Annotated in this window: 24 protein-coding genes; 9 read left to right on the top strand and 15 right to left on the bottom strand. The window is 72.7% G+C overall.

Annotation, left to right across the window (positions count from 1 at the left end):
- From BLA60_RS31385 to BLA60_RS31370, 4 genes are read left to right on the top strand one after another with little or no spacing between them, the layout of a single operon-like run.
- Positions 1-1149 carry an acyl-CoA dehydrogenase family protein gene (locus tag BLA60_RS31385; RefSeq protein ID WP_075136653.1) on the top strand — a complete coding sequence of 383 codons (1149 nt, stop codon included), beginning with the start codon at positions 1-3 and terminating at the stop codon, positions 1147-1149.
- Positions 1146-2006, top strand: a complete 861-nt coding sequence (locus BLA60_RS31380) for a bifunctional MaoC family dehydratase N-terminal/OB-fold nucleic acid binding domain-containing protein (protein ID WP_075136652.1) — start codon at positions 1146-1148, stop codon at positions 2004-2006. Before BLA60_RS31385 ends, BLA60_RS31380 begins: the two co-directional genes overlap by 4 nt.
- Positions 2003-2398, top strand: a complete 396-nt coding sequence (locus BLA60_RS31375) for a hotdog family protein (RefSeq protein ID WP_075136651.1) — start codon at positions 2003-2005, stop codon at positions 2396-2398. Before BLA60_RS31380 ends, BLA60_RS31375 begins: the two co-directional genes overlap by 4 nt.
- Entirely contained in the window at positions 2395-3528 is a 1134-nt protein-coding gene (locus BLA60_RS31370) for a lipid-transfer protein (protein ID WP_075136757.1), read from the top strand. Before BLA60_RS31375 ends, BLA60_RS31370 begins: the two co-directional genes overlap by 4 nt.
- Here BLA60_RS31370 and BLA60_RS31365 read toward each other — a convergent pair.
- Genes BLA60_RS31365 through BLA60_RS31310 form a run of 12 tightly spaced genes read right to left on the bottom strand, consistent with a single transcriptional unit; the run spans position 3517 to position 16332 of the window.
- Positions 3517-4752, bottom strand: a complete 1236-nt coding sequence (locus BLA60_RS31365; protein WP_075136650.1) for an MCE family protein — start codon at positions 4750-4752, stop codon at positions 3517-3519. The genes BLA60_RS31370 and BLA60_RS31365 overlap by 12 nt on opposite strands.
- Positions 4752-5873, bottom strand: a complete 1122-nt coding sequence (locus BLA60_RS31360; RefSeq protein WP_075136649.1) for an MCE family protein — start codon at positions 5871-5873, stop codon at positions 4752-4754. The genes BLA60_RS31365 and BLA60_RS31360 overlap by 1 nt, the downstream gene beginning before the upstream one ends.
- Positions 5870-7057 (bottom strand): MCE family protein, encoded by a 1188-nt coding sequence (locus BLA60_RS31355; RefSeq protein WP_075136648.1) that lies wholly within the window; start codon positions 7055-7057, stop codon positions 5870-5872. The genes BLA60_RS31360 and BLA60_RS31355 overlap by 4 nt, the downstream gene beginning before the upstream one ends.
- Positions 7054-8076 carry an MCE family protein gene (locus tag BLA60_RS31350; RefSeq protein ID WP_075136756.1) on the bottom strand — a complete coding sequence of 341 codons (1023 nt, stop codon included), beginning with the start codon at positions 8074-8076 and terminating at the stop codon, positions 7054-7056. The genes BLA60_RS31355 and BLA60_RS31350 overlap by 4 nt, the downstream gene beginning before the upstream one ends.
- Positions 8073-9113, bottom strand: a complete 1041-nt coding sequence (locus BLA60_RS31345) for an MCE family protein (protein ID WP_075136647.1) — start codon at positions 9111-9113, stop codon at positions 8073-8075. The genes BLA60_RS31350 and BLA60_RS31345 overlap by 4 nt, the downstream gene beginning before the upstream one ends.
- A complete protein-coding gene (locus tag BLA60_RS31340; RefSeq protein WP_075136646.1) occupies positions 9110-10420 on the bottom strand; it encodes an MCE family protein in 1311 nt (436 codons plus the stop codon). Before BLA60_RS31340 ends, BLA60_RS31345 begins: the two co-directional genes overlap by 4 nt.
- On the bottom strand, positions 10417-11205 hold the full coding sequence (locus tag BLA60_RS31335; protein ID WP_084735512.1) for an MlaE family ABC transporter permease: 789 nt from the start codon (positions 11203-11205) through the stop codon (positions 10417-10419). Before BLA60_RS31335 ends, BLA60_RS31340 begins: the two co-directional genes overlap by 4 nt.
- A gap of 46 nt (positions 11206-11251) precedes the next feature.
- Complete coding sequence (locus tag BLA60_RS31330) at positions 11252-12037, bottom strand: MlaE family ABC transporter permease (protein ID WP_075136755.1); 786 nt, start codon at positions 12035-12037, stop codon at positions 11252-11254.
- A gap of 41 nt (positions 12038-12078) precedes the next feature.
- Entirely contained in the window at positions 12079-12840 is a 762-nt protein-coding gene (locus BLA60_RS31325; protein ID WP_075136644.1) for an SDR family oxidoreductase, read from the bottom strand.
- An 8-nt stretch (positions 12841-12848) separates the two neighbouring features.
- A complete protein-coding gene (locus BLA60_RS31320; protein ID WP_075136643.1) occupies positions 12849-14357 on the bottom strand; it encodes an aldehyde dehydrogenase family protein in 1509 nt (502 codons plus the stop codon).
- Entirely contained in the window at positions 14354-15232 is an 879-nt protein-coding gene (locus BLA60_RS31315; RefSeq protein WP_075136754.1) for a 3-oxoacyl-ACP reductase, read from the bottom strand. Before BLA60_RS31315 ends, BLA60_RS31320 begins: the two co-directional genes overlap by 4 nt.
- A gap of 14 nt (positions 15233-15246) precedes the next feature.
- Positions 15247-16332 (bottom strand): Zn-dependent alcohol dehydrogenase, encoded by a 1086-nt coding sequence (locus tag BLA60_RS31310; RefSeq protein ID WP_075136642.1) that lies wholly within the window; start codon positions 16330-16332, stop codon positions 15247-15249.
- Between the two features lie 73 nt (positions 16333-16405).
- On the opposite strand from BLA60_RS31310, the gene BLA60_RS31305 reads away from it, so the two are divergent.
- The 4 genes from BLA60_RS31305 to BLA60_RS31290 are packed head-to-tail and all read left to right on the top strand — an operon-like array spanning position 16406 to position 20589.
- A complete protein-coding gene (locus BLA60_RS31305; RefSeq protein ID WP_075136641.1) occupies positions 16406-17596 on the top strand; it encodes an acyl-CoA dehydrogenase family protein in 1191 nt (396 codons plus the stop codon).
- 19 nt (positions 17597-17615) lie between these two features.
- Positions 17616-18728 carry an acyl-CoA dehydrogenase family protein gene (locus BLA60_RS31300; RefSeq protein WP_075136640.1) on the top strand — a complete coding sequence of 371 codons (1113 nt, stop codon included), beginning with the start codon at positions 17616-17618 and terminating at the stop codon, positions 18726-18728.
- A gap of 15 nt (positions 18729-18743) precedes the next feature.
- On the top strand, positions 18744-20387 hold the full coding sequence (locus BLA60_RS31295; RefSeq protein ID WP_075136639.1) for an AMP-binding protein: 1644 nt from the start codon (positions 18744-18746) through the stop codon (positions 20385-20387).
- A 4-nt stretch (positions 20388-20391) separates the two neighbouring features.
- A complete protein-coding gene (locus tag BLA60_RS31290; protein ID WP_075136638.1) occupies positions 20392-20589 on the top strand; it encodes a DUF5302 domain-containing protein in 198 nt (65 codons plus the stop codon).
- Between the two features lie 4 nt (positions 20590-20593).
- Here the strand turns inward: BLA60_RS31290 and BLA60_RS31285 are convergent, their stop codons facing one another.
- The 3 genes from BLA60_RS31285 to BLA60_RS31275 are packed head-to-tail and all read right to left on the bottom strand — an operon-like array spanning position 20594 to position 23880.
- A complete protein-coding gene (locus BLA60_RS31285; RefSeq protein ID WP_245812259.1) occupies positions 20594-21151 on the bottom strand; it encodes an NUDIX domain-containing protein in 558 nt (185 codons plus the stop codon).
- Positions 21144-22253 carry an NAD(P)H-dependent flavin oxidoreductase gene (locus BLA60_RS31280; RefSeq protein ID WP_075136752.1) on the bottom strand — a complete coding sequence of 370 codons (1110 nt, stop codon included), beginning with the start codon at positions 22251-22253 and terminating at the stop codon, positions 21144-21146. The genes BLA60_RS31285 and BLA60_RS31280 overlap by 8 nt, the downstream gene beginning before the upstream one ends.
- Positions 22234-23880, bottom strand: a complete 1647-nt coding sequence (locus BLA60_RS31275; RefSeq protein ID WP_075136637.1) for an acyl-CoA synthetase — start codon at positions 23878-23880, stop codon at positions 22234-22236. The genes BLA60_RS31280 and BLA60_RS31275 overlap by 20 nt, the downstream gene beginning before the upstream one ends.
- A gap of 56 nt (positions 23881-23936) precedes the next feature.
- On the opposite strand from BLA60_RS31275, the gene BLA60_RS31270 reads away from it, so the two are divergent.
- Positions 23937-24713 carry a crotonase/enoyl-CoA hydratase family protein gene (locus BLA60_RS31270; protein WP_075136636.1) on the top strand — a complete coding sequence of 259 codons (777 nt, stop codon included), beginning with the start codon at positions 23937-23939 and terminating at the stop codon, positions 24711-24713.
- The last annotated feature ends 420 nt before the right edge of the window (positions 24714-25133 follow it).

Genomic DNA, 25133 nt, shown 5'->3' with positions numbered 1-25133 from the left:
GTGCACATCGACCTGACCGCCGACCAGCGCGCGCTCGCCGCCGAGCTGCGCGCGTACTTCGCCGGCCTGCTGTCCACGGCGGACAGAGCGGAGCTGGTGACCGACCGGCACGGTGAGCGCTACCGGGCGCTGGTGCGGCGACTGGGCGGTGACGGCTGGCTCGGCGTCGGCTGGCCGGTCGAGTACGGCGGGCGCGGGTTCGGGCCGGTCGAACAGCAGATCTTCGTCAACGAGGCTGCGCGCGCGGACGTGCCGCTGCCCTACGTCACGTTGCAGACCGTCGGCCCCACCCTCCAGACCTTCGGTACTCCCGAGCAGCGGGAACGGTTCCTGCCGGCCATCCTCGCCGGCCGGACCCACTTCGCCATCGGCTACACCGAGCCCGACGCCGGCACCGACCTCGCGGCGCTGCGCACCACGGCCACCCGGGTCGAGGGCGGCTATCTGGTGAACGGCCAGAAGATCTTCACCACCGGCGCGCACGACGCGGACTACGTGTGGCTCGCGGCCCGCACCGACCGCGACGCCCCGCGCCACCGGGGGATCTCCATCCTGATCGTCGACACCCGCGACCCCGGGTTCACCTGGACACCGATCATCACCTGCGACGGCGCCCACCACGTCAACGCCACCTACTACACCGACGTGCGGGTGCCGGCCGAGTCGCTGGTCGGCGAGGAGAACGCCGGCTGGCGGCTGATCACCACCCAGCTCAACCACGAGCGGGTCATGCTCGGCCCGGCCGGGCGGATCGCCGCGCTGTACCACCGGGTGCTGGACTGGGCCGCGGCCCGGGACCTGCTCGACCGGCCGGAGCTGCGCCGCGCGCTGGCCAGGACCTACGCGTCGCTGCGGGTCAACGAGCTGCTGAACTGGCAGGTCGCGTCGACCGGGGCGGCGGTGTCGGTGGCCGACGCGTCGGCGACCAAGGTGTTCTCCTCCGAGCGGGCGCAGTGGATCGGCCGGGAGCTGGAGCAAGCCGTTGGCGCGCACGGGGATCCGGCCGACCCGGAGACCGGCGCGCTGCTGGGCTGGCTGGACGTGGCCGCCAAACGCAACCTGGTGCTGACCTTCGGCGGCGGGGTGAACGAGATCCAGCGGGAGCTGATCGCCGTGGCCGGTCTTGACCTGCCGAGGGTGCCGCGATGATCGAGGAGGCCGCCCGCGAGCTGGCCGCGCGCGGGGAGTCGGCGCGCCGGGTCGCCCGGGATCCGGTGAACCTGCCGATGATCCGCAACTGGACCGAGGCGATCGGCGACGACAACCCCACCTACGAGCACTACGCGCCACCGGCGATGGCGCAGGTGTGGACGATGCCCGGGCTGGCCGGGCAGCGGCCGGCCGACGACCCGCTGGGCGCGATGGTCGCGGTGCTCGACGAGGCCGGCTACACCTCGGTGGTGGCCACCGACAGCGAGCAGACCTACCACCGCTACCTCAGTCCCGGTGAGACGGTCGAGGTGTCGTCCCGGTTGGACGGTGTGACCGGTCCGAAGAGGACGGCGCTGGGCGAGGGCTGGTTCGTCACGACCCGCAGCACCTGGTACGTCGGCGACGAGCCGGTGGCGGAGATGATGTTCCGGGTGCTGAAGTTCCGGCCGTCGGGGGTGGCCGGCACGGCGATCCGGCCGGCGGTCAGCTCCGACACCGAGTTCTTCTGGGCCGGTACGGCGCTGGGCGAGCTGCGGATCCAGCGGTGCGGCGGGTGCGGGCGGCTGCGGCACCCGCCGGGGCCGATGTGCCCGTCGTGCCGACAGACGCGGCCCGGGTACGTGGTTGCCGCCGGGGAGGGCACGGTGTACAGCTACGTGGTGCACCACCATCCGCCGGTGCCGGGGCGGGCGGCGCCGTTCGTGGTGGCGCTGGTGGAGTTGACGGAGGGTGTGCGGATGCTGGCGGAGCTGGTCGGGGTGCCGCCCTCGGAGGTCCACATCGGACTTGAGGTGCGGGTCGGGTTCTCCCGTGTGGACGGTGAGCTGACGCTGCCGGTCTGGCGGCGGCGATGACCGGGATCGGGGAGGTGTTGCCGGAGCTGGTGATCGAGGTGACTCCGACGTTCGTGATCAGCACCGCCCTGGCGACCCGCGACTTCCAGGACGTGCACCACGACCCCGAGCTGGCCAGGGAACGCGGGTCGGCGGGGATCTTCCTCAACATCCTCACCGACACCGGCCTGGTGTCGCGGTTCGTGACCGACTGGGCCGGCCCGGACGCGCTGGTGCGCCGGATCTCGCTGCGGCTGGGGGTGCCCTGCCACGCGCACGAGACGCTGCGGCTCACCGGCCGGGTCACCGGGCACGCCGTCGCCGACGGCGAGGACCGCTGGGAGGTGTCGGTCGTCGGCGCGAACAGCCTCGGTGACCACGTCACCGCCACGGTGTGGGTGGTGCGCCGGTGACCGCCGCGATCGCCGGGATCGGCGCGACGGAGTTCTCCAAGGACTCCGGCCGCAGCGAGCTGGCGCTGGCCGCGCACGCCGGTCTCGCGGCCATCACCGACGCCGGCCTCCGGCCGTCCGATGTGGACGGAATGGTGACGTTCACCATGGACGCCAACGCCGAGACCGCCCTGGCCCGCGAACTCGGCGTGCCGGAGCTGACGTTCTTCGGCCGGGTCCCCTACGGCGGCGGCGCGGCCTGCGCGGTCGTCGCGCACGCGGCGATGGCGGTGGCGACCGGGGCGGCGTCGACCGTGCTGTGCTACCGGGCGTTCAACGAGCGGTCCGGCCGCCGCTTCGGCCAGGTGCACACCCCCGACGGCGTGGACAACGGCTGGCACTACCCGATGGGCCTGGTCACCCCGGCGGCCTCGGTGGCGATGTTCGCCCGGCGCTACCAGCACGAGTACGACGTCACCAGCGAGGACTTCGGCCGGGTCGCGGTCCTGGACCGCCGGGCGGCGGCCACCAACCCGAACGCCTGGTTCCACGGCCGCCCGATCACCCTGGCCGACCACCAGGCCTCCCGCTGGATCGTGGAACCGTTGCGGCTGCTGGACTGCTGCCAGGAGACCGACGGCGCCGTCGCGCTCGTCGTGACCACCGTGGACCGGGCGCGGGACCTGCCGCGACACCCGGTGGTCATCGCGGCGGCCGCCCAGGGCAGCGCGGCCGACCAGTTCACCATGCACAGCTACTACCGCGACGACCTGACCGGCCTGCCAGAACTCGGCCTGGTCGGGCGGGCTCTGTGGGCGGGCTCCGGGATCGGCCCGGAGGACCTGTCGGCGCTGGTGCTCTACGACCACTTCACGCCGTTCGTCCTGGTACAGCTGGAGGAACTGGGGTTCTGCGCGCGCGGGGAGGCCCGCCACCTGCTGGCCGACGGCACCCTGGAACTGGACGGCCGGCTGCCGCTCAACCCGCACGGCGGCCAGCTGGGCGAGGCCTACGTGCACGGGATGAACGGCATCACCGAGGCCGTCCGCCAGCTGCGCGGCACGGCCGCCAACCAGATCCGCGACGCCGAGCACGTGCTGGTCACCGCCGGAACCGGGGTGCCGACCAGCGGCCTGGTGCTATCCCGGTGACAGGCCGAGGAGATCGGCCAGGGGACGCGGGACCAGACCGGAGGCGGTGAGGGTCCCCGGGAAGGCCGCCACCTCGGGGCGGGTGCGGGGCGTGGTGGCCGGCGGGGGAACCTCGACCGGGCGGCCACCGAAGGGCGCGTTCTGCGAACCCCGCACACCGATGGGGCTGCCCGGCGGCTCGGCGCAGTAGGCCAGCGAGTTCGGGGCGACGTCCCGGACGTCGTCGCCGGGGCGCTGGCGGGTGCCCTCGTAGCCGCGCGTGCAGGAGAACGGGTCGTTGAACGTCAGCACCAGCCCCAGGTGGCCGGTGCCGTCGGGGTTGGCGCCCGGGGCGGTCGCGGTGATCATCGGGAAGGCCACCAGCAGGTGCTCCAGGGCGCTGGTGCGTGTGCTGGCGACCCTGGTGGTGGTCAGCAGGTTGGCCGTCACCTCGCTCAGCGCCTGGCCGGAGTCACGCAGGAACGTGTTGAGCTGGACCGCCGCGCCGGGGGCGGTGGTGATGACCTGGCGCAGCGCGGGGTCGGACTCGCGGAGCTGGGCGGCGAACAGGCGCAGGTCGTGGGCGTAGGCGGTGATCAGGTCGGACTGCGCGGCCTGGGTCTCCAGCACCGTGCGACCGCCTGCCAGCAGGGACAGCGTGCGCGGGAGGTGCTCGACGGCGGCCTCGGTGAGGGTGGTGGCGTTGGTGAGCAGCCGGCGCAGCGCCGGGCCGGTGTCCCGGAACGCCTTGTCCAGCTCGTCGACCGTGACCCGCAGCGACTCGCGGGGGACGCTGGCCACCAGGGAGTCCAGGTTGGCCAGCAGGGTCTCCGGGGCCGGCGGCAGGTGGGTGCGGGAGCGGGGGATGACCGAGCCGTCGGTCAGGTAGGGGGCGCCGGGCCGGTCGGGGACCAGGTCGACGTACTGCTCGCCGACCGCCGACCGGTTCGCCACGAACGCCCGCGCGTCGGCCGGGATCGGCGGGGAGTCCTCCAGGTCGAGGACGGCGTCGACCCCGTCGGGCGACAGGCGCAGGGCCGCCACCCGGCCCACCGCCACACCCCGGTAGGTGACCTCGGCGTTCGGGAACACGCCGCCGGAGTCGGCCAGGTTCACCGTCACCCGGTAGCCCCGCTGGCCGAACAGCCGGTCCAGGCCGGCGTAGGTCCCGCCGACGTACACCACGCCGACCACGGCGATCAGCACGAACACCAGCAGCCGGATCCTGGTGGGCCGCGACAACATCACGCACCTCCCAGCAGCGAGCCGAGCCACCCGGTGAGGCCGCCGGAGGGCCGGGGCGCCACCACCGGCACCGGCAGCGGCGGCGCGGCCGGCGTCGAGGTGGCCGGTGGCGGGGCCCCGGCGGGCGGGAGGACCGGGGTGCTGGCGTTGCCCACGTTCTCCAGCAGCACGCTCAGGTCCAGGTCGAACGTCACGTCCACGTTGACGTAGTCGCCCTTGACGGCGTTGAGGAAGTAGTCGGTGAACGGGTAGGTCACCAGGAACTGCAACGCGTTGGGCAGGTCGGCGCCCGCGTCGGCCAGCTCACGCAGGGTCGGGGCCAGCGCGCGCAGGTCGGCCACCAGGTCGTCGCGGCTCCGGTTGACCGTGTCGACGGCGACCGTGGACAGCCGGTCCAGGGCGCCGAGCATGGTCACCAACTGGTTGCGTTGCTCGTTGAGCACCCGCAGGCCGGGGCCCAGGTGCTCGATGGCCCGCGCCAGGTCGTCGGTCTGGCGGGCCAGGGCGGTGGACAGCCGGTCCATCGCGTCGATCGCGGCGACGACCGTGCCCTTCTCCTCGTCCAGCACGCCGACCACGGTGTCCAGGTTCGCCAGCGCGGCGCGGATCCGCTGCTCGTCGCCGTCCAGGGCGGCGTTCAGCTCGCCCACGATCGTCCGCAGCTGCTCCACCCCACCGCCGTTGAGCAGCAACGACAGCGCGCCGAGCACCTCCTCGATCTCCGGGTTGCGGCCGGTGCGCGCCAGCGGGATCACCGCGCCGTCGCGCAGCCGCCCGGCCGTGGACCCGCCGGTGTTCAGCTCGACGAACTTCTCGCCGAGCAGGCTCGACTGGCGCAGCTCCGCCCCCGCCCCGGCCGGCAGCGAAACGTCCCCGTTGACCAGCATGGTGACCACGGCCGTCGTGTTGTCCCCGGCCAGTTCGATGCGTTCCACCCGGCCGACGGCCACGTCGTTGACCTTCACCCCGGCCTGGGGCACCAGGTCCAGCACGTCACCGAAGTGCGCCACCACCCGGTACGGGTGCTCGCCGAGGTCCGCGCCGCCGGGCAGCGGGACCTCGTAGAGGCCCGAGGTGCAGCCGGTGGCCAGCAGTGCCAGCGTGACCACCAGGCGCCTCACCGGACACCGGCCAGGTTCGGGTTGAGCAGCGGCAGGGGCAGCGGCGGCAGTTCACCGCGGCTGATGGCCGCGAGGATCTCGGCGGCGGTGGGCAGGTTCAGGGTGCCGTCGAGGTAGGGGGCGAGCTGCTGGCACAGGTCGGACAGTGTCCTGGGCAGCTGGGTGGGGGTGCCGGCGGCGATGGTGCGGCACAGCATCAGGACCGGCGGGTAGCTCAGCTCGTTGAGGTTGCCCCGGATGGCGAAGGACGCGGACGCGGCGTCGTAGGTGGACAGGAAGTTCGACATCGCCAGCGGCGCCACGTCCAGCACCTCGGCGACCGCCGCGCGCTGGTCGACCAGTGCGCGGGTGATCCCCACCAGTTTGTCCACATTGGACGACAGGGCGCCCCGGTTGGCCTCGACGAAACCCTGGACGTCGGCCAGCGCCGGCCCCAGCGCGCCCAACGCGTCGGCCAGCTCGTCGCGGTCGGCGGCCAGGTAGTCGCTCACCCCGGCCAGCTCGTCGTTGAACGAACGGACCTGCTGGTCGCTGGCCGCCAGCGCCTCGGTGAACCGCGCCAGGTCGTCGACCGTGGAGAACAGGTCGCCGCTGGAGCCGGCCAGGGTCTCGGTGGCGGCGCTGAGCTCGTGGATCGTCGCGTTGAACAGCTCGCCGTTGCCGGACAGGTTCGCCGCGGCGGTGTCCAGCACGTCCGACAGCGCGCCGTCGGCGTTCGCGCCGGTCGGCCCCAGCGCGGTCGCCAGGTCGTTGACGCTGGCCGTCAGGTCGTCCAGCTCGACCGGGGTGTCGGTGCGCGCCAACGGGATCCGCGCGCCGGAGGCCAGCAGGGGGCCGGACTCGTAGGCCGGCGCCAGCTGCACGTAGCGGTCGCTGACCAGGCTCGGCGCGACCACCATCGCGTGCGCGTCGGCCGGGATCGGCACGCCCGTGTCGACGGTCATCGTGACCCGCACCCGGTCGCCGGCCGGTTCGACCGCGCTGATCCGGCCCACGCCCACGCCCAGGACCTTCACCTCGGAGTCGGGGTAGACGCCGACGGCCTTGGTGAAGTAGGCGGTGATCGTGGTGCCGGCGGCCGGCGCGGCCAGCCACCACAGGGCGCCGGTGAGCACCAGCGCCAGGACGCTGGCCAGTACGGCGATCCGGTACACGTCGCGCTGGGTCCTGGTCCGGAACGTCACCGGCCACCTCCCTGGGGTGTGAGCGGGACCGAGCAGCCCTGCGGGTTGATGTCGATGATCCCGACGTCGGTCGGCGGCGGGATCAGCCCGCAGATGTAGCCCTCGAACCAGCGGCCGTTGCCCACGACGTTGTTGAACATCCGCACGTACGGGGCGAGCGCGGCGAGTGAGGCGCTCAGGTTCTCCTGGTTGCGGGACAGGATGTCGGTGACCCTGCCCAGCTCGTCCAGCGCCGGTTTCAGGTGCCGCTGGTTGTCGGCGACCAGGCCGGACAGTTCGCGGGCGAGCGCGGTGGTGCCGGTGAGCAGGCGGTGCACGGCCTCGCGGCGGGTGTTCAGCTCGGCCAGCAGCAGCGAGGCGTCGGCGAACAGGGCGCGCAGCTGGGCGTCGCGGTCGGCGACCGTGCGGCTCAGGCCGGCGGTGTTGGCCAGCAGCCTGCGCAGCTCGGTGTCGCGTGTGGACAGTGTGCGGGACAGGGCGCTCAGTCCACCCAGGGCGTCGGACAGGTGCCGGGGGCTGGTGGCGAAGGTGTCGGCGACGACCTCGAAGCTGTCCGCCAGCTGACCGGTGTCGATCTTCTCGACGGTCCGGGACAGCTCCCCGACGGCCGGCACGATGTCGAACGGGGTGGCGGTGCGGTCGGTCGGGATCGGCTCGTCCGGACTCTGTGGACCGTCCCCTTCGGACCTGACGGCCAGGTACTTGTCGCCGAGCAGCGTCTTGATCTCGATCGACGCCCGGCTGCGGTCGCCCAGCGGGGTGTCACGCAGCCGGAAGTCCACGACGACCTTCGCGCCGGCCAGCTCCACCGAGCGCACGTCGCCGACCTTCACCCCGGCCAGCCGCACCTCGTTGCCAGGGCGCAGCCCGGCGGACTCGGTGAACTCGGCGGTGTAGGTGGTGCCGCCGCCGATGATCGGCAGGTCGTCGGCGTTGAACGCGACCAGCACCGACAACGTCAGCAGCACCAGGGTGACCGCGCCGACCCCGGCCTGGTTCCGCTCCCGCAACGGTGTCATGGCCGGCACCGGTCCACCATCGGCGTGCCGGCCAGCGGCAGCAACGGCAGGTCAACGACGATCCCCAGGTCCGACACCCCGACCCGGCCCGACGCGGAGCACAGGTAGTAGTTGAACCAGCCGCCGTAGCTGGAGACCCGGTTGATCGTGCGCAGCTTGTGCGGCAGGCCGGCCAGGAACCGGTCGACCGTGTCGCCGTGGTCGGCCAGGTTCTTCGACAGGGCACCGAGTTCGGTGATGTTCTCGCGCAGCGGCTGGCGGGCGACGCCGAGCAGGCCGGCGGTGGCGTCGGTCAGCTCGCCCAGCGCGGCGATCGCGTCGCCGATCGGCTGGCGCTGCCCGGCCAGGCCGGTGGCCAGCGCCTGGAGCTGGTCGATCAGGCCGGTGACCTCGGCCGTGCGGTCGTTGACGGTGGTGAGCACGGTGTTCAGGTTGTCCACCACCCGACCGACCACCTCGTCCTTGCCGGCGATCGTGCTGGTCAGCGAGGCCGTGTGGGCCAGGACGCTGTCGATCGTGCCGCCCTCGCCCTGCAGGACCTGGATCAGCTGGGCGGCCAGCTGGTTGACCTGCTCGGGGTCCAGTGCCTCGAACAGCGGCCGGAACCCGTTGAACAGCACCGTCAGGTTGAGCGCGGGGCTGGTGCGGGCGAGCGGGATCTCCTCGCCGGGGTCCAGGGTGGCCGCCGGGTCGTCGCCGGTGCCCACCGCCAGCGACACGTAGCGCTGGCCGATCAGGTTGCGGTACTTGACGGTCGCGGTCGTCGACGCCGGCAGCACGCGCCCGGCCTCCACCTCGAAGCGCACCCGCGCGTGCGAGCCGGCGACCTCGATCCCGGTGACCTGGCCGACACGCACCCCCGACATGCGCACGTCGTCGCCCTCGCCCAGACCGGTGACGTCGGTGAACCGGGCGGCGTAGCCGGCGGTCGCGCCGACCGTCGAGTTGGCGATCGTCAGACCAAGCAACGCGGTCAGCGTCACGGTGACCGCCGCGAACACCGCCAGCTTGAGCAGCGGCGCGACCCAGCCCCTCATCGCAGCTCCACCTCCGCCCCCCGGTACAGCGGCCCGACCAGCAGGCTCGCCCAGCGCGGCACGGCCGCCGGCTCGACCCCCAACTGCGGCGCGAGCAGCGCCGCCAGCAGGTCCCGCTCGGCCGGGGAGTTCGCCAGCGCCGGCGCGGACGCGGCGGCCTGGGGTCCGGTCGGCAGGAAGTCCTGCGGCCGGTCCGAGCGGGGCGGCGGCGGTTTGGTCGAGCCGTCGGCCAGCGGGCCCCCGGCCGGGTACTGCGGGAACCGCGCCGGGGGCTTGGCGACCGGGTAGCAGCGCGGGCCCCGGCGGTCGTCGTAGCGCGGGGTGTCCCGGCCGGGCACGTACTTGCCCCGGCTGGCGGTGATCTCGATGGTCACCCGGGTGACGTTCGGGTGCGCGGTGCCCTTGCCGAACGCGCGGTCGGCCGCCGGGATCGCGTCCACCAGCTGGCCCAGCACGCACGGGTACTCCGGCGCGTACTTCGCGAGGACCTCCAGGGTCGGTCGGGCGGTGGCCACCAGGTCGATCAGGTTGTCCTGGTTGGCGGCCAGGAACGAGCGCAGGTCGACCGAGGCGTTGGTGACCTCGCCGTAGAGCGACGCCAGGGTGGAGCGCTGCTCGGCGATCGTGCCGGTGGTCGTGGTGAGGTCGCGCAGCGCGGTGACCAGTTCGGGGCCGGCCACGGCGTAGGTGTCGGCGACCGTGGCCAGCGCCCGCAGGTCCGCGCGCAGGTCGGGCAGCGCCGGTTCCAGCTCACCCAGGTGGTCGCCGAGGCTGGCGATCGTGTCGCCCAGCCGCGCGCCCTGACCGTCCAGCGCGGTCGACACGGCACCCAGCGCACTGGCGAGCTTGTCCGGGCGCACCGTCCGCAACAGCGGCATCAGGTTGTCCAGCACCTGTTCCAGCTCGACGGCGGTACTGCTGCGGTCCTGGCCGATGACCGCGTTCGCCCCGATCGGCGGCGCGGGCCCGGCCGGGGCCTGGAGGGCGACGTACCGTTCGCCGAACAGCGTCTTGGGCAGCAGCCGGGCGGTCACGTTCGCCGGGACACCGGCCACCGTGTCCGGGTCCAGCGCGAGGTCGAGCACGGCGAGGTCGCCCTCGGCCCGCACCGCCCGCACCTCGCCGACGACCACCCCGCGCAACTTCACGTCCGAGCCGACGCGCAGCTGGTTGCCGGCGTGCGAGGTCTCCAGCCGCACCGGCACGACCTCGACGAACGTCTTGCGGTAGAAGGCGATCGACAGCGCCACGAACAGCGCCGCGATCACCAGGAACACGACCCCGTACAGCGGGTACCTGACCTTCATCCGGCGATCCTCACCGTCGTGGTGGCGCCCCAGATGGCGAGGCTGAGGAAGAAGTCCAGCAGCATCTGGACCACGATCGCGGCCCGCACCGCGCGGCCGACGGCGACGCCGACGCCGGCCGGCCCGCCGGTGGCGGTGTAGCCGTAGTAGCAGTGCACCATGATCACCACCACGCTGAAGACCATCACCTTGAGGAACGACCAGAGCACGTCCTGCGGTGGCAGGAACAGGTGGAAGTAGTGGTCGTAGGTGCCGCCGGACTGCCCGTAGAACCACACGGTCACCTGTCTGGACGCCATGTAGGAGGACAGCAGCCCGACCAGGTACAGCGGCACGACCGCCGCCACCGCCGCCAGCACCCGGGTGGTCACCAGGTAGGGCAGGCTCGGGACGGCCATCACCTCCAGGGCGTCGATCTCCTCGGAGATCCGCATCGCGCCGAGCTGGGCGGTGAACCCGCAGCCCACCGTCGCCGACAGGGCGAGCCCCGCGGCGAGCGGGGCGACCTCGCGGGTGTCGAAGTAGGCGGCGATGAACCCGGTCAGCGCCGAGGTCCCCAGCTGGTTGAGTGCCGAGTAGCCCTGGAGTCCGACGATCAGGCCGGTGAACACGGTCATCCCGATCATCACGCCCAGCGTGCCGCCGATGACCGCCAGCGCCCCTGACCCGAAGAACACGTCCGAGAGCAGCCGCAGGACCTCCCGGGGGTAGCGGGCCAGCGTGTGCGGCACCGAGGCGAGCACCCGGCCGTGGAAGGCGAGCTGTTCGCCGAGGGTGGCCAGCATGGTCAGCGGCCGCTCGCCGGCGGCGATCACCCGGTTGGCCACGGCGTCACATTCCCTTCGGGGGAACGATCTGCAGGTAGATCCCGGTGATCACCACGTTGATCAGGAACAGCAGCAGGAAGGTGATCACCACGGTCTGGTTGACCGCCTCGCCGACCCCGCGCGGGCCCCGCCCGGGGTGCAGGCCCCGGTAGGCCGCGACGATCCCGGCGACGAACCCGTAGAGAACGGCCTTCACCTCGCTGATCCACAGGTCCGACAGCTGTGCGAGCGCGTTGAACGAGGACAGGTACGCGCCGGGGGTCCCGCCCTGCATGACGACGTTGAAGTAGTAGCCGCCGACCACCCCGACCACGCTGACCAGCCCGTTGAGCAGGACCGCCACCACGATCACGGCCAGCACGCGCGGCACGACCAGCCGCTGCACCGGCGAGACGCCCAGCACCTCCAGCGCGGCGATCTCCTCGCGGATGGACCGCGAACCCAGGTCCGCGCACATCGCCGAGCCGCCGGCGCCGGCGATCAGCAGCGCGGTGATCAGCGGGCTGGCCTGTTGCACGATGGCCAGCGCGCTGGCCGCGCCGGTGAACGACTGGGCGCCGATCTGGGTGGTCAGCGAGCCGAGCTGCAACGCGATGACCGCGCCGAACGGGATGGACACCAGCGCGGCCGGCAGGATCGTGACGCTGGCGAAGAACCAGCACTGCTGGACGAGTTCGCGGAACTGGAAGGGCCGGCGCGGCAGGTGGCGCAGAACCTCCCAGGCGAGCGTGGCCAGCCGGCCGACCTGGGCGAGGCCGCGCACCGGCGCCGGTTGCGGACGCTGGACCATGAGCATCACCCGTCATGACAAACGACCAAGCGCCTGCTCGGTTACCCGAAACTGGACAACGCGTGGCCCGCGGTCACTCCGCCGTCGGCCACGAACTCCGCGCCGGTGCAGTAGGAACTCTCGTCACTGGCCAGGAACAGGACCAGCTCGGCGATCTCCGCCGGTTGCGCCACCCGCCGCAGCGGCACCCGCTTGGCGACGAACGACAGGTCGACGTCCACCCCGCCCAGCGCCGTGGGCAGCAGCGGGGTCGCCACCACCCCCGGGTGCACCGAGTTGACCCGCACCCCGGCCCCGGCCAGCTCCAGCGCCGCCACCTTGGTCATCCCGCGCACGGCGAACTTGCTGGCGGTGTAGGCGGTCAGCAGCTGCCCGGCGCCCAGACCCTCCACAGAGGACACGTTGATGATCGAGCCGCCGCCGGCCGCCACCATTCCCGGCGCCACCGCGCGCATACCGAGGAACACCCCGGTCTGGTTGACCCCGATCACCCGCTGGTAGTCGGCCAGCGTGGTCTCCGCCAGCGGCGCCAGGTGCAGCACCCCGGCGTTGTTGACCAGCACCGTCACCGGGCCGTGCTCCCCGGCGATCCCGGCGACCACCTCGGCCCAGCCCGCCTCGGCCGACACGTCCAGGTGGCGGTAGTGCGCGCCGAGTTCGTCGGCCAGCGCCCGGCCCGGCTCGTCGACGACGTCGGCGAGCACCACCGTCGCGCCCTCGGCGGCGAACCGGCGTGCGGCCGCCGCGCCCTGCCCGCCGGACGCCCCCGTCACCAGCGCGACCTTCCCCGCCAGCCGTCCCATGTCCCGCCTCACATCAGCTCGTCGGTCAACGGCATGAGCACGGTCTTCAGCTCGGTGTAGGCCTCGAAGGCACCGCGCCCACCCTCGCGGCCAAGGCCCGACTGCTTGAACCCGCCGAAGGGCAGGTGCGGCTCGACCTGGAAGCCGTTGATCCCGACCGTGCCCGCCCGGATCCGCCTGGCCAGCCGGAACGCGCGCCGGGCGTCGGCGGTGTACACGCCGGCGCCCAGGCCGTAGTCGGTGTCGTTGGCCAGCGCCACCGCCTCGTCCTCGTCGGTGAACGGCACCACCGCCAGCACCGGCCCGAAGACCTCCTCGCGGGCGATCTCCATGCCGTTGTCGACGTCGGCGAACACCGCCGGGCGCACGAAGTTCCCGGCCGCCAGGTCACCGTCGGCCCGTTCGCCGCCGCACACCAGCCGCGCCCCGGCCGCCTGGCCGCGCTCGATGAACCCCAGCACCCGCGCCAGCTGCCGCTCGTTGATCAGCGGGCTGGAGGTGGTCCCCGGCTCGAACGGGTCGCCGTAGGTGATCAGCCCGGCCATCAGCTGCGCGGCCGTCACGAACTGGTCGTAGACGTCGCGGTGCACCAGCGCGCGGGTGTGCGCGACACAGGCCTGGCCGGACAGGCCCATGGTGACCGTGCCCATCGTGGTCATCGCCGCCAGGCCGACGTCGGGCGCGTCCGGGAACACCAGCGTCGGGCTCTTGCCGCCCAGCTCCAGCGACACCCGCTTGAGTGTGGCGGCCGACGCCTCGACGATGCGCCGGCCCACCGCGCGGCTGCCGGTGAACGAGACCTTGTCCACGCCGGGATGGGTGATCAGCGCCTCGCCGGTCGGCGTGCCGGGGCCGGTGACCACGTTGACCACGCCGTCGGGCAGGCCGGCCTCGGCCAGCAGCGCGACCATCCGCAGCACGGTGAACGACGCGAACTCCGACGGCTTGAGCACCACCGTGCACCCCGCCCCCAGCGCCGGCGCGAGCTTCTGCGCGAACAGCAGGAACGGCGCGTTCCACGGCAGGATCGCGGCCACCACGCCGATCGGCTCGCGGAAGGTCATCGCCAGGTGGTCGCCGCCCTGGTAGGGCGGCAGGGTCTGCCCGCCGACCTTGTCGACCCAGCCGGCGTGGTGGTCGAACACGTCGGCCGCCGCGCCGACCGAGGTGGCGTAGATGCCGGAGCTGAACGACAGCGGCACGCCGTTGTCCAGCGCCTGCACCGCGCGCAGCTCGGGCGCGTGGTCGCGCAGCAGTTCGGCGAAGCGGTGCAGCACCTGGATCCGGGTGGTGGCCCGGGAGTTGGCCCAGCCGTCGAACGCCGCGCGGGCCGCGCGGACCGCGTCGTCCACATCGGACCCGGTGGCGACCGGGAACTCGCCGATGACCTCGCCGGTGGCCGGGTGGCGGTGCGACCAGGTCGCGCCGTCGGCGGCCGGGCGCCAGGCGCCGTTGACGAGCAGCTGCCCGTCGGTCAGGCCCACCTCGTCGCGGTGCTGGCGCAGGCTCAGCGTCATTGCTCCTCCTCCGTGGCCGTCAGGGTGGTCGCGGCGAACGTCGCCTCGCGGCCGGCCAGGTACGCGCCGACCGTGTCGTGCAGTTCCCGTGGTGTCCACGAAGGACTGTCGAACCGGCGCTCGACCGTCGGCGGGGCGAGCAGCGCCACCATCCCGGAGTGGACCAGGAACACCTGGCCGTGCACCCCCGCCGACGCCGGCGAGGCCAGATAGGCCACCAGCGGCGCCACCTGGTCCGGCGAGAGCGGGTCGGCGCCCTCGGGGGCCGGCCCGAACACGTGCGCGGTCATCGCGGTCCGCGCGCGCGGGCAGATCGCGTTGGCGGTCACGCCGTGGCGGGCCATCGCCCGGTCGGTGGCCAGGGTCAGCGCGGTGATGCCGGCCTTGGCCGCGGCGTAGTTCGCCTGCCCCGGCGGGCCCAGCGCGAACGCCTCCGAGGACGTGTTCACCACCCGGCCGTAGGTCGGCCCGCCGGTGGCCCGCGCCCGGTCGCGCCAGTACGCGCAGGCGTCCCGGGAGAGCAGGAAGTGGCCGCGCAGATGCACCCGCAGCACCTCGTCCCACTCCTGGTCGCTGAGGTTGAACAGCATCCGGTCACGGGTCAGGCCGGCGTTGTTCACCACCACGTGCAGCCCGCCGAAGTGCTCGACCGCCGCGTCCACCAGCGCCCGCGCGGTGGCCGCGTCCCCGACGTCCCCCTCCACCGCCAGTGCCCGGGCGCCCAGCGCCTCGACGTCGGCGACCGTGTCCGCCGCGCGCCCCGGCAGGTCGTTGACCACCACCCCCGCGCCGGCCGCCGCCAGCGCCAGCGCCTCCGCCCGGCCCAGACCCGCGCCGGCCCCGGTCACGATCGCGGCCGTACCGGCCAGGCTCAACGGATCCACGCGGCTCAGCCGAACGTGACGATCTGGCGGATCAGGTCCCCGCCGGTGCGCAGCGCGGCCAACCCGTCGTTGATCTCGTCGAGGGTGATCCGCCGGCTGATCATGCCGTCGAGGTCCAGCCGGCCCGCCCGCCACAGCGCCAGCAGCCGGGGGTAGTCGCGGTGCACGTCGGCGCCGCCGTAGAACGAGCCGAGCAGGCGCTTGTCGTGCAGGAACAGCTCCTGGGCGGAGAAGGACACCATGGCGTCGCCGCGCCCGGCGCCGACCACGACGACCGTGCCGCCGCGCCGGGCGTTGTCCCAGGCGCAGCGGATCGTGGCCGGCGCGCCGACGACGTCGAAGGCGTGGTCGAAGCCCTGGCTGCCGGTCAGCGTCGCGTGGGTCTCGGCGAGCTGGTCGGGGGTGATGGCGTGCGTGGCGCCGAAGTGCCGGGCGGTCCCGTGCTTGCCGACCACCGGGTCCACCGCGACGATCATCGCCGCGCCGGCCAGCCGCGCGCCCTGGATGGCCGAGATGCCGACCCCGCCGCAGCCCAGCACCAGCACGGTCGCGCCCGGTTCGACCCGGGCGGTGTTGACCACCGCGCCGACCCCGGTCATCACCCCGCAGGCGACCAGTGCGGCGATCTCGAACGGGACGTCGGCGGGGATCTTCACCGCGCCGTCGGCCGGCACCACGAGTTCCTCGGCGAAGGTTCCGGTGCCGGCGTAGCCGAAGGCCGGGGTGTCGCCGACGAGGAAGCGGGGGGTGACGAACGCGGCGATGGCGTGGATCGAGCACAGGTGCGGGCGCCGGCCGACGCAGTTCACGCAGGTCCCGCAGGGCGGCACGAAGGTCAGGGCGACGTGGTCGCCGACCGCCAGGCGCTCCACCTGATCGCCGGCGGCCACGACCTCGCCGGCGCCCTCGTGGCCGATGATCCCCGGCGCGAGCGCGGGCAGCGTGCCGTCCATGGCGGACAGGTCGCTGTGGCAGACCCCGGTGGCGCGGACCCTGACCCGGATCTCGCGCGGCCCGACGTCGGTGGTGGTGACGTCGTCGCGGAGTTCGAGGGTGGTGTCCCCGACCTGGTTCAGCACGGCTGCCTTCATCGCGCGACCTCCTCGTCCCGCTCGGACTCTAGTACATTTCTAGAACGCGTTCTAGCTCTAGTCGGGAGGACGAATGCGCGTCGGCTACACACCCGAGCAGGAGCGGCTGCGCTCCGAGCTCCGCGAGTACTTCGCGACCCTGATGACCCCCGACCGCCGCGAGGCGCTCGCCCTGGAAGGCGGTGAGGGCTCCGGCGACGGTTCGGGCGGGGTCTACAAGGACACGATCAGGCAGATGGGCAAGGACGGTTGGCTCACCCTCGGCTGGCCGGTCGAGTACGGCGGCCAGGCCAGACCGATGCTCGACCAGCTCGTCTTCGCCGACGAGGCGGCGGCCGCCGGGGCCCCCGTGCCGTTCCTGACGATCAACACCATCGGCCCGACGATCATGCGCTACGGCACCGAGAACCAGAAGGCGTTCTACCTGCCGAGGATCGCCGCCGGGGAACTGCACCTGTCGATCGGCTACTCCGAGCCGGAGGCCGGCACCGACCTCGCGTCGCTGCGCACCCGGGCGGTGCGCGAGGGCGACGAGTACGTGGTGAACGGCCAGAAGATGTGGACCAGCCTGATCGAGCACGCCGACTACGTGTGGCTGGCCGCTCGCACCGACCCGGACGCGCCCAAGCACAAGGGCCTGTCGATTCTGATCGTGCCCACCAGCGCGCCGGGCCTGTCGTGGACGCCGGTGCACACGCTCACCGGCGTCACCACCAGCGCCACCTACTACCAGGACGTCCGCGTGCCGGCGGCGAACCTGGTGGGCGAGGTGAACCGGGGCTGGCCGCTGATCACCAACCAGCTCAACCACGAGCGGGTCGCGCTGACCTCGTCCGCGCCGGTGCGCTCGGCGTTGCGCCAGGTCACCGAATGGGCCCGCCGGACCCCCGCGCCCGAGGGCGGCCGGGTGATCGACCAGGAGTGGGTGCGGGTGCACCTGGCCCGCGTGCACGCCAAGGCCGAGTTCCTCAAGCTGATCAACTGGAAGATCGCCTGGGGCGTCGGCCAGGGCCTGAGCCCGGCCGACGCCTCGGCGACCAAGGTCTTCGGCACCGAGTTCGCCATCGACGCCTACCGGCTGCTGATGGAGGTCCTCGGCCCGGCCGCCACCGTCCGCGCCGGCTCGCCCGGTGCCGTGCTGGCCGGCCACGTCGAGCGGCTGCACCGAACCGCGCTGATCCTCACCTTCGGCGGCGGCACCAACGAGGTCCAGCGCGACATCGTCGCGGCCGTTGGCCTCGGGCTGCCGGTGGCCAAGCGGTGAACGGAAGGGACTGACCACGATGGACTTCGAACTGGACGAGGCCGACCGGGAACTGGCGGCGCTGGCCGCGACGATCGCCGCCGACCACACGCCCACCGGACCGGTCCACTTCGACCGGGCGTTGTGGAGCGACCTGGCCGGGGCCGGGGTGCTGGCCGCCGCGCTGCCCGAGCGGGCCGGCGGCAGCGGGCTGGGGGTGCTCGCCCGGTGCGCGGTGCTGGTCGAACTGGGACGGGTGGTCGCGCCGGTGCCCTATCTCGCCTCGGTCGCGGTCGGCGCGGCCGCGCTGGCCGAGTTCGGCACCGAGGAGCAGTGCGCGCGGTGGGCGGTGCCGGCCGCCGCGGGGTCACTCGTGGTGACGGCGGCACTCACGGCGGCACTGACGGCGGCACTCGCCGAAGCCTCGCCGATCCGGGCTGAACGGGCATCTGCAAGTGCATCTGCACTTTGGCATCTGCAAGGCGCATTTGCGGTCGTGCCGTTCGGAACGGTCAGCGACCTTTTCCTGGTGCCCGCGCGGACGGCCGACGGACTGACTGTGTTTCTTATCACTCCGGATGATTTCGGCGTCACCGTGCACCCGCAGACCGTCTCCGACGGAGGCGTCGACGGGCTCCTGGAGCTGGCCCAGGTGCCTCTCGGCGCCGACCGGGTGCTCGGCCGGCCGGGGGAGGGCGCGCGGGTCGTCGAGTGGCTCACCGCACACGCCACGGTCGGACTGTGCGCCCACCAGCTGGGTGTTTGCGAGGCGGCGATGCAGCTTACGGCCTCGTATGCAAATCGCAGAGTGCAATTTGAACGACCGATTGGGACATTTCAGGCGGTGGGACAACGGCTCGCCGACTGTTACATCGACGTCGAGGCGATCCGGCTGACGCTCTGGCAGGCCGCCTGGCGAGTGTCGGAAAACCTTCCTTCCCACAAAGAGATTCACACCGCGAAGTACTGGGCGTCCGATGGCGGACACCGAGTCGCTCATACGGCGGTACATATTCACGGCGGCCTGGGTATTGACGTGGCGTACCCGCTCCACCGATTCTTTGGTGCCGCGAAACGCAACGAGTTCAGCCTCGGCGGGTCCACCACTCACCTGCGCCGGATCGGCGCCATCTTGAGCGTGGAACCCGCCTGACCACAGGAGGTCCGGATGGCCACGCCAGGGGATACGTTCCCCACCGTCACCGAGCTGCTGCTCGCCCGTGCGGAGGACGTGAACCCCGGCCTGATCTACGAGGACATCAGATGGACCTGGGCGCACCACGTCCAGGAGAGCGCCAACCGGGCCGCGCTGCTCAACGAACTGCGCCGCCCCGGCCCGTTCCACGTCGGCGTCCTGCTCGACAACGTGCCCGAGTTCTCCTTCCTGCTCGGCGGCGCGGCACTGGCCGGCGCGGTCCTCGTCGGCCTGAACACCAGCCGCCGGGGCGAGGCGCTGGTCAGCGACATCCGGCGCACCGACTGCCAGATCGTGCTGACCGACAGCCGCTACGTCGAGCTGTTACAGGGCCTGGACATCGGCGCCAGGGTGCTCGACATCGACTCCGCCGCCTGGCACGTCACCTCCTTCCGGCACACCCACAGCCCGCTCGACCCGGTCCCCGCCACCCCCGACGACCTGCTCATGCTGCTGTTCACCTCGGGCACCGAGGGCGAGCCGGTCCCCGTGCGCTGCACCCACGCCAAGATCGCCGGACCGGGCCGGATCCTGGCCGACCGCTACGGCCTCGGCGCCGGAGACACCGCCTACGTCTCGATGCCGATGTTCCACTCCAACGCGGTCATGGCCGGCTGGGCCACCGGCCTGGCCGCCGGCGCGGCCATCGCCCTGCGCCGCCGGTTCTCCGCCTCCGCGTTCGTCGACGACATCCGCCGGCTCCGCGCCACCTACGCCACCTACCTGGGGAAACCGCTTTCCTACATCCTCAGTACGCCGCCGCGCGAGGACGACGCCGACAACCCGCTGCGGGTGATGTTCGGCAACGAAGGCACCCGCCACGACATCGCCGCGTTCGCCGACCGCTTCGCCTGCCAGGTCCACGACGCCTACGGCTCCACCGAGGGCGGCATCGTCCTGGAACGCCCACCCGGCCTGCCCGCCGAGGCCATCGGCCGCCTCGGCGCCGACCTCGCCGTGCTCGACCCGGCCACCGGCGTGCCCTGCCCGCCGGCCGTCCACGACGAACACGGCCGGCTCACCAACGAGGCCGACGCCGTCGGCGAACTGGTCAACACCCGGGGCACCGGCCTGTTCGCCGGCTACTACGGCGACACCGAGGCCGACGCCGACCGGCTGCGCGACGGCCTGTTCTGGAGCGGCGACCTCGCCTACCGCGACCAGGACGGCCACTGCTACTACGCCGGCCGCACCGCCGAACTGCTGCGCGTGGACGGCGAACCACTGGCCGCCGCGCCCGTCGAACGGATCCTGCAACGCCACCCCGACCTGGCCGAGGTCGCCGTCTACGCCGTGCCCGACCCGCGGGCCGGCGACCAGGTGATGGCCGCTCTCGTCCTGCGCGAGGACCTGGAGTTCGACGCGGCCGAGTTCGCCGCGTTCCTGACCGGGCAGGCCGACCTCGCGCCCCGGCAGGTGCCCCGGTTCGTCCGCGTCACCACCCGGTTACCCCGCACCGCCACCTACAAGGTGCTCAAGCGCACGCTCACCGCCCAGCACTGGCGAACCCCTGACCAGGTGTGGTGGCGCCCCGGTGACGACCTGCGATTCGAGCCACTCACGCCGGCCAGCGACCCAATTAGACTCGACTGGGGCGCCCGATCCGTGCGACGCTGACGGTATGCCTGACACACCCGAGCCCGCCATCGAGGACGACAACGAGCCCGAGGCCGACGTGAAGCAGCGCTTCCGTGAGGCGCTGGAGCGTAAGCAGGCGTTGACCCGCAGTGGTGAGGAGCACGCGGACGCCAGGTCCAAGGTGCGCGACGCGCACGGTCCGGTCTCCGCCAAGCGCACCTTCCGCCGCAAGTCGGGCTGACCCCTCACCGATCCGACGGTGGCCGCCGCATCGTCAGCAGCAGGTAGGCGGCCAGCGTCGAGTCGTCGGTGATCTCGCCGTCGCACACCATCCGCTCGAACTCCGCGCGCGGAAACCACTGCTGACGCATGTCCTGTTCCTCGACCTCGCGGTGCGGCGTGCCCGGCGTGAGATCGGTGGCCAGGAAGACGTGATACCCCTGGCCGGTGAATCCCTGCGCACAGTTGAGGTAGCCCAGCCGCTCCAGCCGCCCGGCGGTGAACCCGGTCTCCTCACCGAGCTCGGCCACCGCCAACTCCTCCGGCGTGCCGTCGCGGCCCTGCGGGAACGCCCCCTGGGGGAACTCCCAGCGGCGCGTGCCCAGCGGGTACCTGTACTGCTCGACCAGGTGGAAACCGTTGTCCTCCAACGGGATCACCACGGCGAAGTCGGGTTTGTCGATCACGGCGTAGAGGCCGGGCGTGCCGTCGGCGCGCTCGATCCGGTCCTCGCGCAGGGCCAGCCACGCGTTCTCGTAGACGAGCCGGCTGGACAGGGTCCGGATGGCGGGTTGGTCAGTCACCGCCCCAGTGTGCCCGCCACACCCGCGAGCGCGCGTCCTCGACCTCGGCCAGCAGCCTCGCCATCACCTCGGCCACCGGACGCACCTCGTTCATCCGGCCGACGACCTGCCCCACCGGCATCGCCACCACGTCCGGGTCGCTGGCCAGCATCATCCGCCGGTGCGCCTCGCCGACCAGCAGGTTCTGCAACGGCATCGGCAGCGGCTCCGGCGCGCCGGGCTGCGCCCACGCCTCGGTCCACCGGGTACGCAGCAGCCGCGCCGGTTTCCCCGTGTACACCCGCGACCGGACGGTGTCGCCGGAACCGGCCCTGACCAGCGCGCGCTGCACGGTGTCCGGTCCGTCGCCCAGCCGGTACTCGGTGGTGGTCAGCCAGTAGGAACCCAGCCACACGCCGGACGCGCCCAGCGCCAGCGCCGCCAGGATCTGCCGGCCGCTGCCGATCCCACCGGCGGCGAGCACCGGCACCCGGTCACCGACCGCGTCCACCACCTCGGGCACCAGCACCATCGACGCGATCTCGCCGGTGTGCCCGCCGGCCTCGTAGCCCTGCGCCACCACCAGGTCCACGCCGGCCTCGACGTGGCGCAGCGCGTGGTCGGCCCGCCCGGCCAGCGCCGCGACCGGCACCCCGGCGTCGTGCGCGCGGCCGATCACGTCCGGCGGCGGCGGGCCGAGGGCGTTGGCGATCAGCGCCGGCCGGTGCGCCAGCGCGACGTCGACGTGCGAACGGGCGACCGAGTGCAGCCAGCCCAGCACCCCCGACCCGGCCGTCCCCGGCAGCGGCGGGACCCCCAGCGCGAGCAGCGTGCGCTCCACGAAGTCCTTGTGGCCGGGGGGAATCAACGCGGCCAGGTCGGTCGGGGTGCCCTCGTCGGGGACCGTGGCCGGCATGACGACGTCCACGCCGTAGGGGCGGCCGTCGGTGTTCTCGTCCATCCAGGACAGTGCGGCGTCCAGGTCGGCCGGGTCGTTGTACCGCACGCAGCCCAGCACGCCCAGGCCGCCGGCGCGGCTGATGGCGGCCGCGACGTGCTCGGAGGGGGTGAAGCCGAAGATCGGGTGCTCGATGCCGAACCGGTCAGCCAGGGAGTTGCGCATGGACGCCACCGCCCGTCGTTCCGCTGCTCGCCCGCCAGTCGGGCGGGTGGGTCTCGGTGTGCGCCCTGGCCCAGCGGTAGTCGGGTTTCGCGCTCGGCGCCCGGCCGACCCGGTCGACGACCCACAGGCTGCGCGGGGTCTTGTAGCCGGCGATCCGCTCGCGGACGTGCGCGTCCAGGGCGGCGAAGTCGATCACCGCGCCGTCGCGGGGCTGGAGCAGCGCGGCGACCCGCTGGCCGAGCCGGTCGTCGGGCACACCGACCACGAGCGCGTCGAACACGTCGGGGTGGGACTTGAGCGCGGCCTCCACCTCCTCGCCGAACACCTTCTCCCCGCCGGTGTTGATGCTGACGTTTCCCCGGCCCAGCAAGGTGATCGAGCCGTCGGTCTCCAGCCGGGCGAAGTCGCCTGGCACGACGTAGCGGGCGCCGTCGACCTCGACGAAGATCCGCGCGCTCTTGGCCTCGTCCTTGTAGTAGCCCAGCGGGACGTGCCCGCCGCGCGCGATCCGGCCGACCTCGCCGGGCGCGACCGGCCGGTCGTCCTCGCCGATGACGATCGTGCTCGGTCCACCGCGGACCCGGGGGCCGCCGCCGGTGCGCGGCGAGTCCCTGGTGATCATCGCCAGCCCGTTGAACCCGGACTCCGAGGAGCCGATCGCGTCGGTGATCACGACATTGGGCAGCAGGGCCAGGTACTGGTCCTTGACCGACGGCGAGAACAGCGCGGCGTGGCTGGAGATCGCGACCAGGGTGGTGGCGTCGTAGGAGCCGCGTTCGTAGGCCTCGATCAGCGGCCGGCCCATCGCGTCGCCGACGATCGTCATCACCTGGACCCGGTGGCGGCCGACCGCCCGCCACACCGCGTCCGGGTCGAACCGGGGCAGCAGGACGACCTTGTCACCGCTGAACAGCGAGGGCAGGGCGGCCCACTGCGCGGCGCCGTGGATCAGCGGCGCGCAGACCAGCCGGGTCAGGCCGGGGTTGGCCGCGCCGCGCCGCGACTGGGCCCACTCGTCGGGCAGGACCTCGCCGGTGACGTAGTCGATGCCGCCGCCGAGGGTGCGCCAGACGTCCTCGTGGCGCCACATCACGCCCTTCGGGTAGCCGGTGGTGCCGCCGGTGAACAGCAGGTAGAGGTCGTCGGCGCTGCGCTCACCGAAGTCGCGTCCGCCGGGCTGGGCGGCGAGCGCGGGCTCGTAGGGGGTGCTGGCGCAGGCGGTGTCGGTGCCGTCCTCGACGACGATCCGGTGCCGCACGGCGGGGGTGTCCGGGGCGACGGCCTCGACCAGCGGCGCGTAGCGGCGTTCGTGGACCAGGCCGGTGAGGTCGGCGTCGGTGAACAGGTAGCGCAACTCGTTCTCGACGTACCGGTAGTTGACGTTGACCGGCACGGCCCGCAGTTTGTAGGTGGCGATCATGGTCTCGACGGCCTGGATCGAGTTCCGGCTGTAGAGCCCGAGGTGGTCACCGGCCCCGAACCCTTGTGCTGCCAGGTGATGGGCGAGTTGGTTGGATCGCCGTTCCAGTTCGGCGAACGTCGCGGTCCGGTCTCCGCAGGCGATCGCGACCCGCTCCGGAAAAGCGTCGGCGGCATGCTCGAAAAGGTCAGCGATGTTGAGTGCCACCAGACCAAACTAGAACGTGTTATCGTTCCTGGCAATCCCCTCTCCCGGAGCCGCCGATGCCGCAGGACTGCCTGGTGGAGCAGGACGGACCCGTCCTGGTCGTGACGATGAACCGCCCACACGCCCGCAACGCCCTGTCCGCCGAGATGCTCACGGTCATGCGCGAGGCCTGGGACCGCGTCGACCGCGACACGGCCATCCGCGCCTGCGTCCTCACCGGCGCCGGCGGCGCCTTCTGCGCCGGCGCCGACCTCAAGGCCATGAGCGCCACCCACCCCGGCGACACCCCCACCCGTGACCTGTCGGTGATCGAACCCCTGCTCAAGGGCCGCCGCCTCACCAAGCCACTGATCGCCGCCGTCGAAGGCCCCGCGATCGCCGGCGGCACCGAGATCCTCCAGGCCACCGACATCCGCATCGCCGGCGAATCCGCCCGCTTCGGCGTGTCCGAGGCACGCTGGGGCCTGTTCCCCCTGGGCGGCTCCGCCGTGCGGCTACCCCGCCAGATCCCCTACACCCTGGCCGCCGACCTGTTGCTGACCGGCCGCCACATCACCGCCCCCGAAGCCCTGTCGATGGGCCTGATCGGCCAGGTCGTCCCCGACGGCCACGCCCTGGGCCGCGCACTGGAAGTGGCCCGCTCGATCGCCGCCAACGGCCCGGTGGCCGTCCGCGCGATCCTGCGCACCATGCGCGACACCGAAGCCCTCCCGGAAACCGAGGCGTTCGCGATCGAGTCACGCATCGGCCTCCCGGTCTTCGCCACCGACGACGCCCGCGAAGGCCCCCGCGCCTTCACCCAGAAACGCCCCCCGAACTTCCACGACCGCTGACCCGCCACCTCAGTTGTCCACACCCCCTTCGCTCACCACCGAGAACTGTCGGCGCTGCGCGATAGACTGGAAATCGGGGGGATCCCCGTGGCCTGGCAAGGGAAACTGTGGAATCAGTTGCTCGCCGTTGTCCACAGTGGGCTTGTTCGTCGCCGGGAACTGTCGGTGCTGGTCGGTAGACTGGACAACGGGGGGATCCCCCGTGGCCTGACCCCGGTCAAGCTCTGGAATCGGTGCTGGCTGCCTGCGGTCGCCGACGGGTACGGACGGCGGGCGCGGGGCGCCAGCGCTGTTCGCGGTTGTCCACAGCCGCCCTGTTCCTGGCCAGGAACTGTCGGTGCTGCGCGATAGGCTGGAAAACGGGGGGATCCCCGTGGCCTGACCTGGGGAAATCAGAGGACCGCGGCCGCTGGTATCGGG

It is taken from the genome of Actinophytocola xinjiangensis (assembly GCF_001921215.1).
Lineage (GTDB): Bacteria > Actinomycetota > Actinomycetes > Mycobacteriales > Pseudonocardiaceae > Actinophytocola > Actinophytocola xinjiangensis.
The sequence above is the reverse complement of the archived record's forward strand: the minus strand, read 5'-3'. Positions and strand labels throughout refer to the sequence as shown.

Excerpts from the sequence above, each read along its gene's own strand:
- BLA60_RS31270 (WP_075136636.1), top strand. The coding sequence starts at position 23,937 with ATGCCGCAGGACTGCCTGGTGGAGCAGGACGGACCCGTCCTGGTCGTG.
- BLA60_RS31365 (WP_075136650.1), bottom strand. The coding sequence starts at position 4,752 with ATGTTGTCGCGGCCCACCAGGATCCGGCTGCTGGTGTTCGTGCTGATC.
- BLA60_RS31325 (WP_075136644.1), bottom strand. The coding sequence starts at position 12,840 with ATGGGACGGCTGGCGGGGAAGGTCGCGCTGGTGACGGGGGCGTCCGGC.
- BLA60_RS31300 (WP_075136640.1), top strand. The coding sequence starts at position 17,616 with ATGGACTTCGAACTGGACGAGGCCGACCGGGAACTGGCGGCGCTGGCC.
- BLA60_RS31345 (WP_075136647.1), bottom strand. The coding sequence starts at position 9,113 with ATGAGGGGCTGGGTCGCGCCGCTGCTCAAGCTGGCGGTGTTCGCGGCG.
- BLA60_RS31330 (WP_075136755.1), bottom strand. The coding sequence starts at position 12,037 with ATGGTCCAGCGTCCGCAACCGGCGCCGGTGCGCGGCCTCGCCCAGGTC.
- BLA60_RS31290 (WP_075136638.1), top strand. The coding sequence starts at position 20,392 with ATGCCTGACACACCCGAGCCCGCCATCGAGGACGACAACGAGCCCGAG.
- BLA60_RS31310 (WP_075136642.1), bottom strand. The coding sequence starts at position 16,332 with ATGAAGGCAGCCGTGCTGAACCAGGTCGGGGACACCACCCTCGAACTC.
- BLA60_RS31380 (WP_075136652.1), top strand. The coding sequence starts at position 1,146 with ATGATCGAGGAGGCCGCCCGCGAGCTGGCCGCGCGCGGGGAGTCGGCG.
- BLA60_RS31335 (WP_084735512.1), bottom strand. The coding sequence starts at position 11,205 with ATGCTGGCCACCCTCGGCGAACAGCTCGCCTTCCACGGCCGGGTGCTC.
- BLA60_RS31280 (WP_075136752.1), bottom strand. The coding sequence starts at position 22,253 with ATGCGCAACTCCCTGGCTGACCGGTTCGGCATCGAGCACCCGATCTTC.
- BLA60_RS31350 (WP_075136756.1), bottom strand. The coding sequence starts at position 8,076 with ATGACACCGTTGCGGGAGCGGAACCAGGCCGGGGTCGGCGCGGTCACC.
- BLA60_RS31375 (WP_075136651.1), top strand. The coding sequence starts at position 2,003 with ATGACCGGGATCGGGGAGGTGTTGCCGGAGCTGGTGATCGAGGTGACT.
- BLA60_RS31295 (WP_075136639.1), top strand. The coding sequence starts at position 18,744 with ATGGCCACGCCAGGGGATACGTTCCCCACCGTCACCGAGCTGCTGCTC.
- BLA60_RS31320 (WP_075136643.1), bottom strand. The coding sequence starts at position 14,357 with ATGACGCTGAGCCTGCGCCAGCACCGCGACGAGGTGGGCCTGACCGAC.
- BLA60_RS31340 (WP_075136646.1), bottom strand. The coding sequence starts at position 10,420 with ATGAAGGTCAGGTACCCGCTGTACGGGGTCGTGTTCCTGGTGATCGCG.
- BLA60_RS31305 (WP_075136641.1), top strand. The coding sequence starts at position 16,406 with ATGCGCGTCGGCTACACACCCGAGCAGGAGCGGCTGCGCTCCGAGCTC.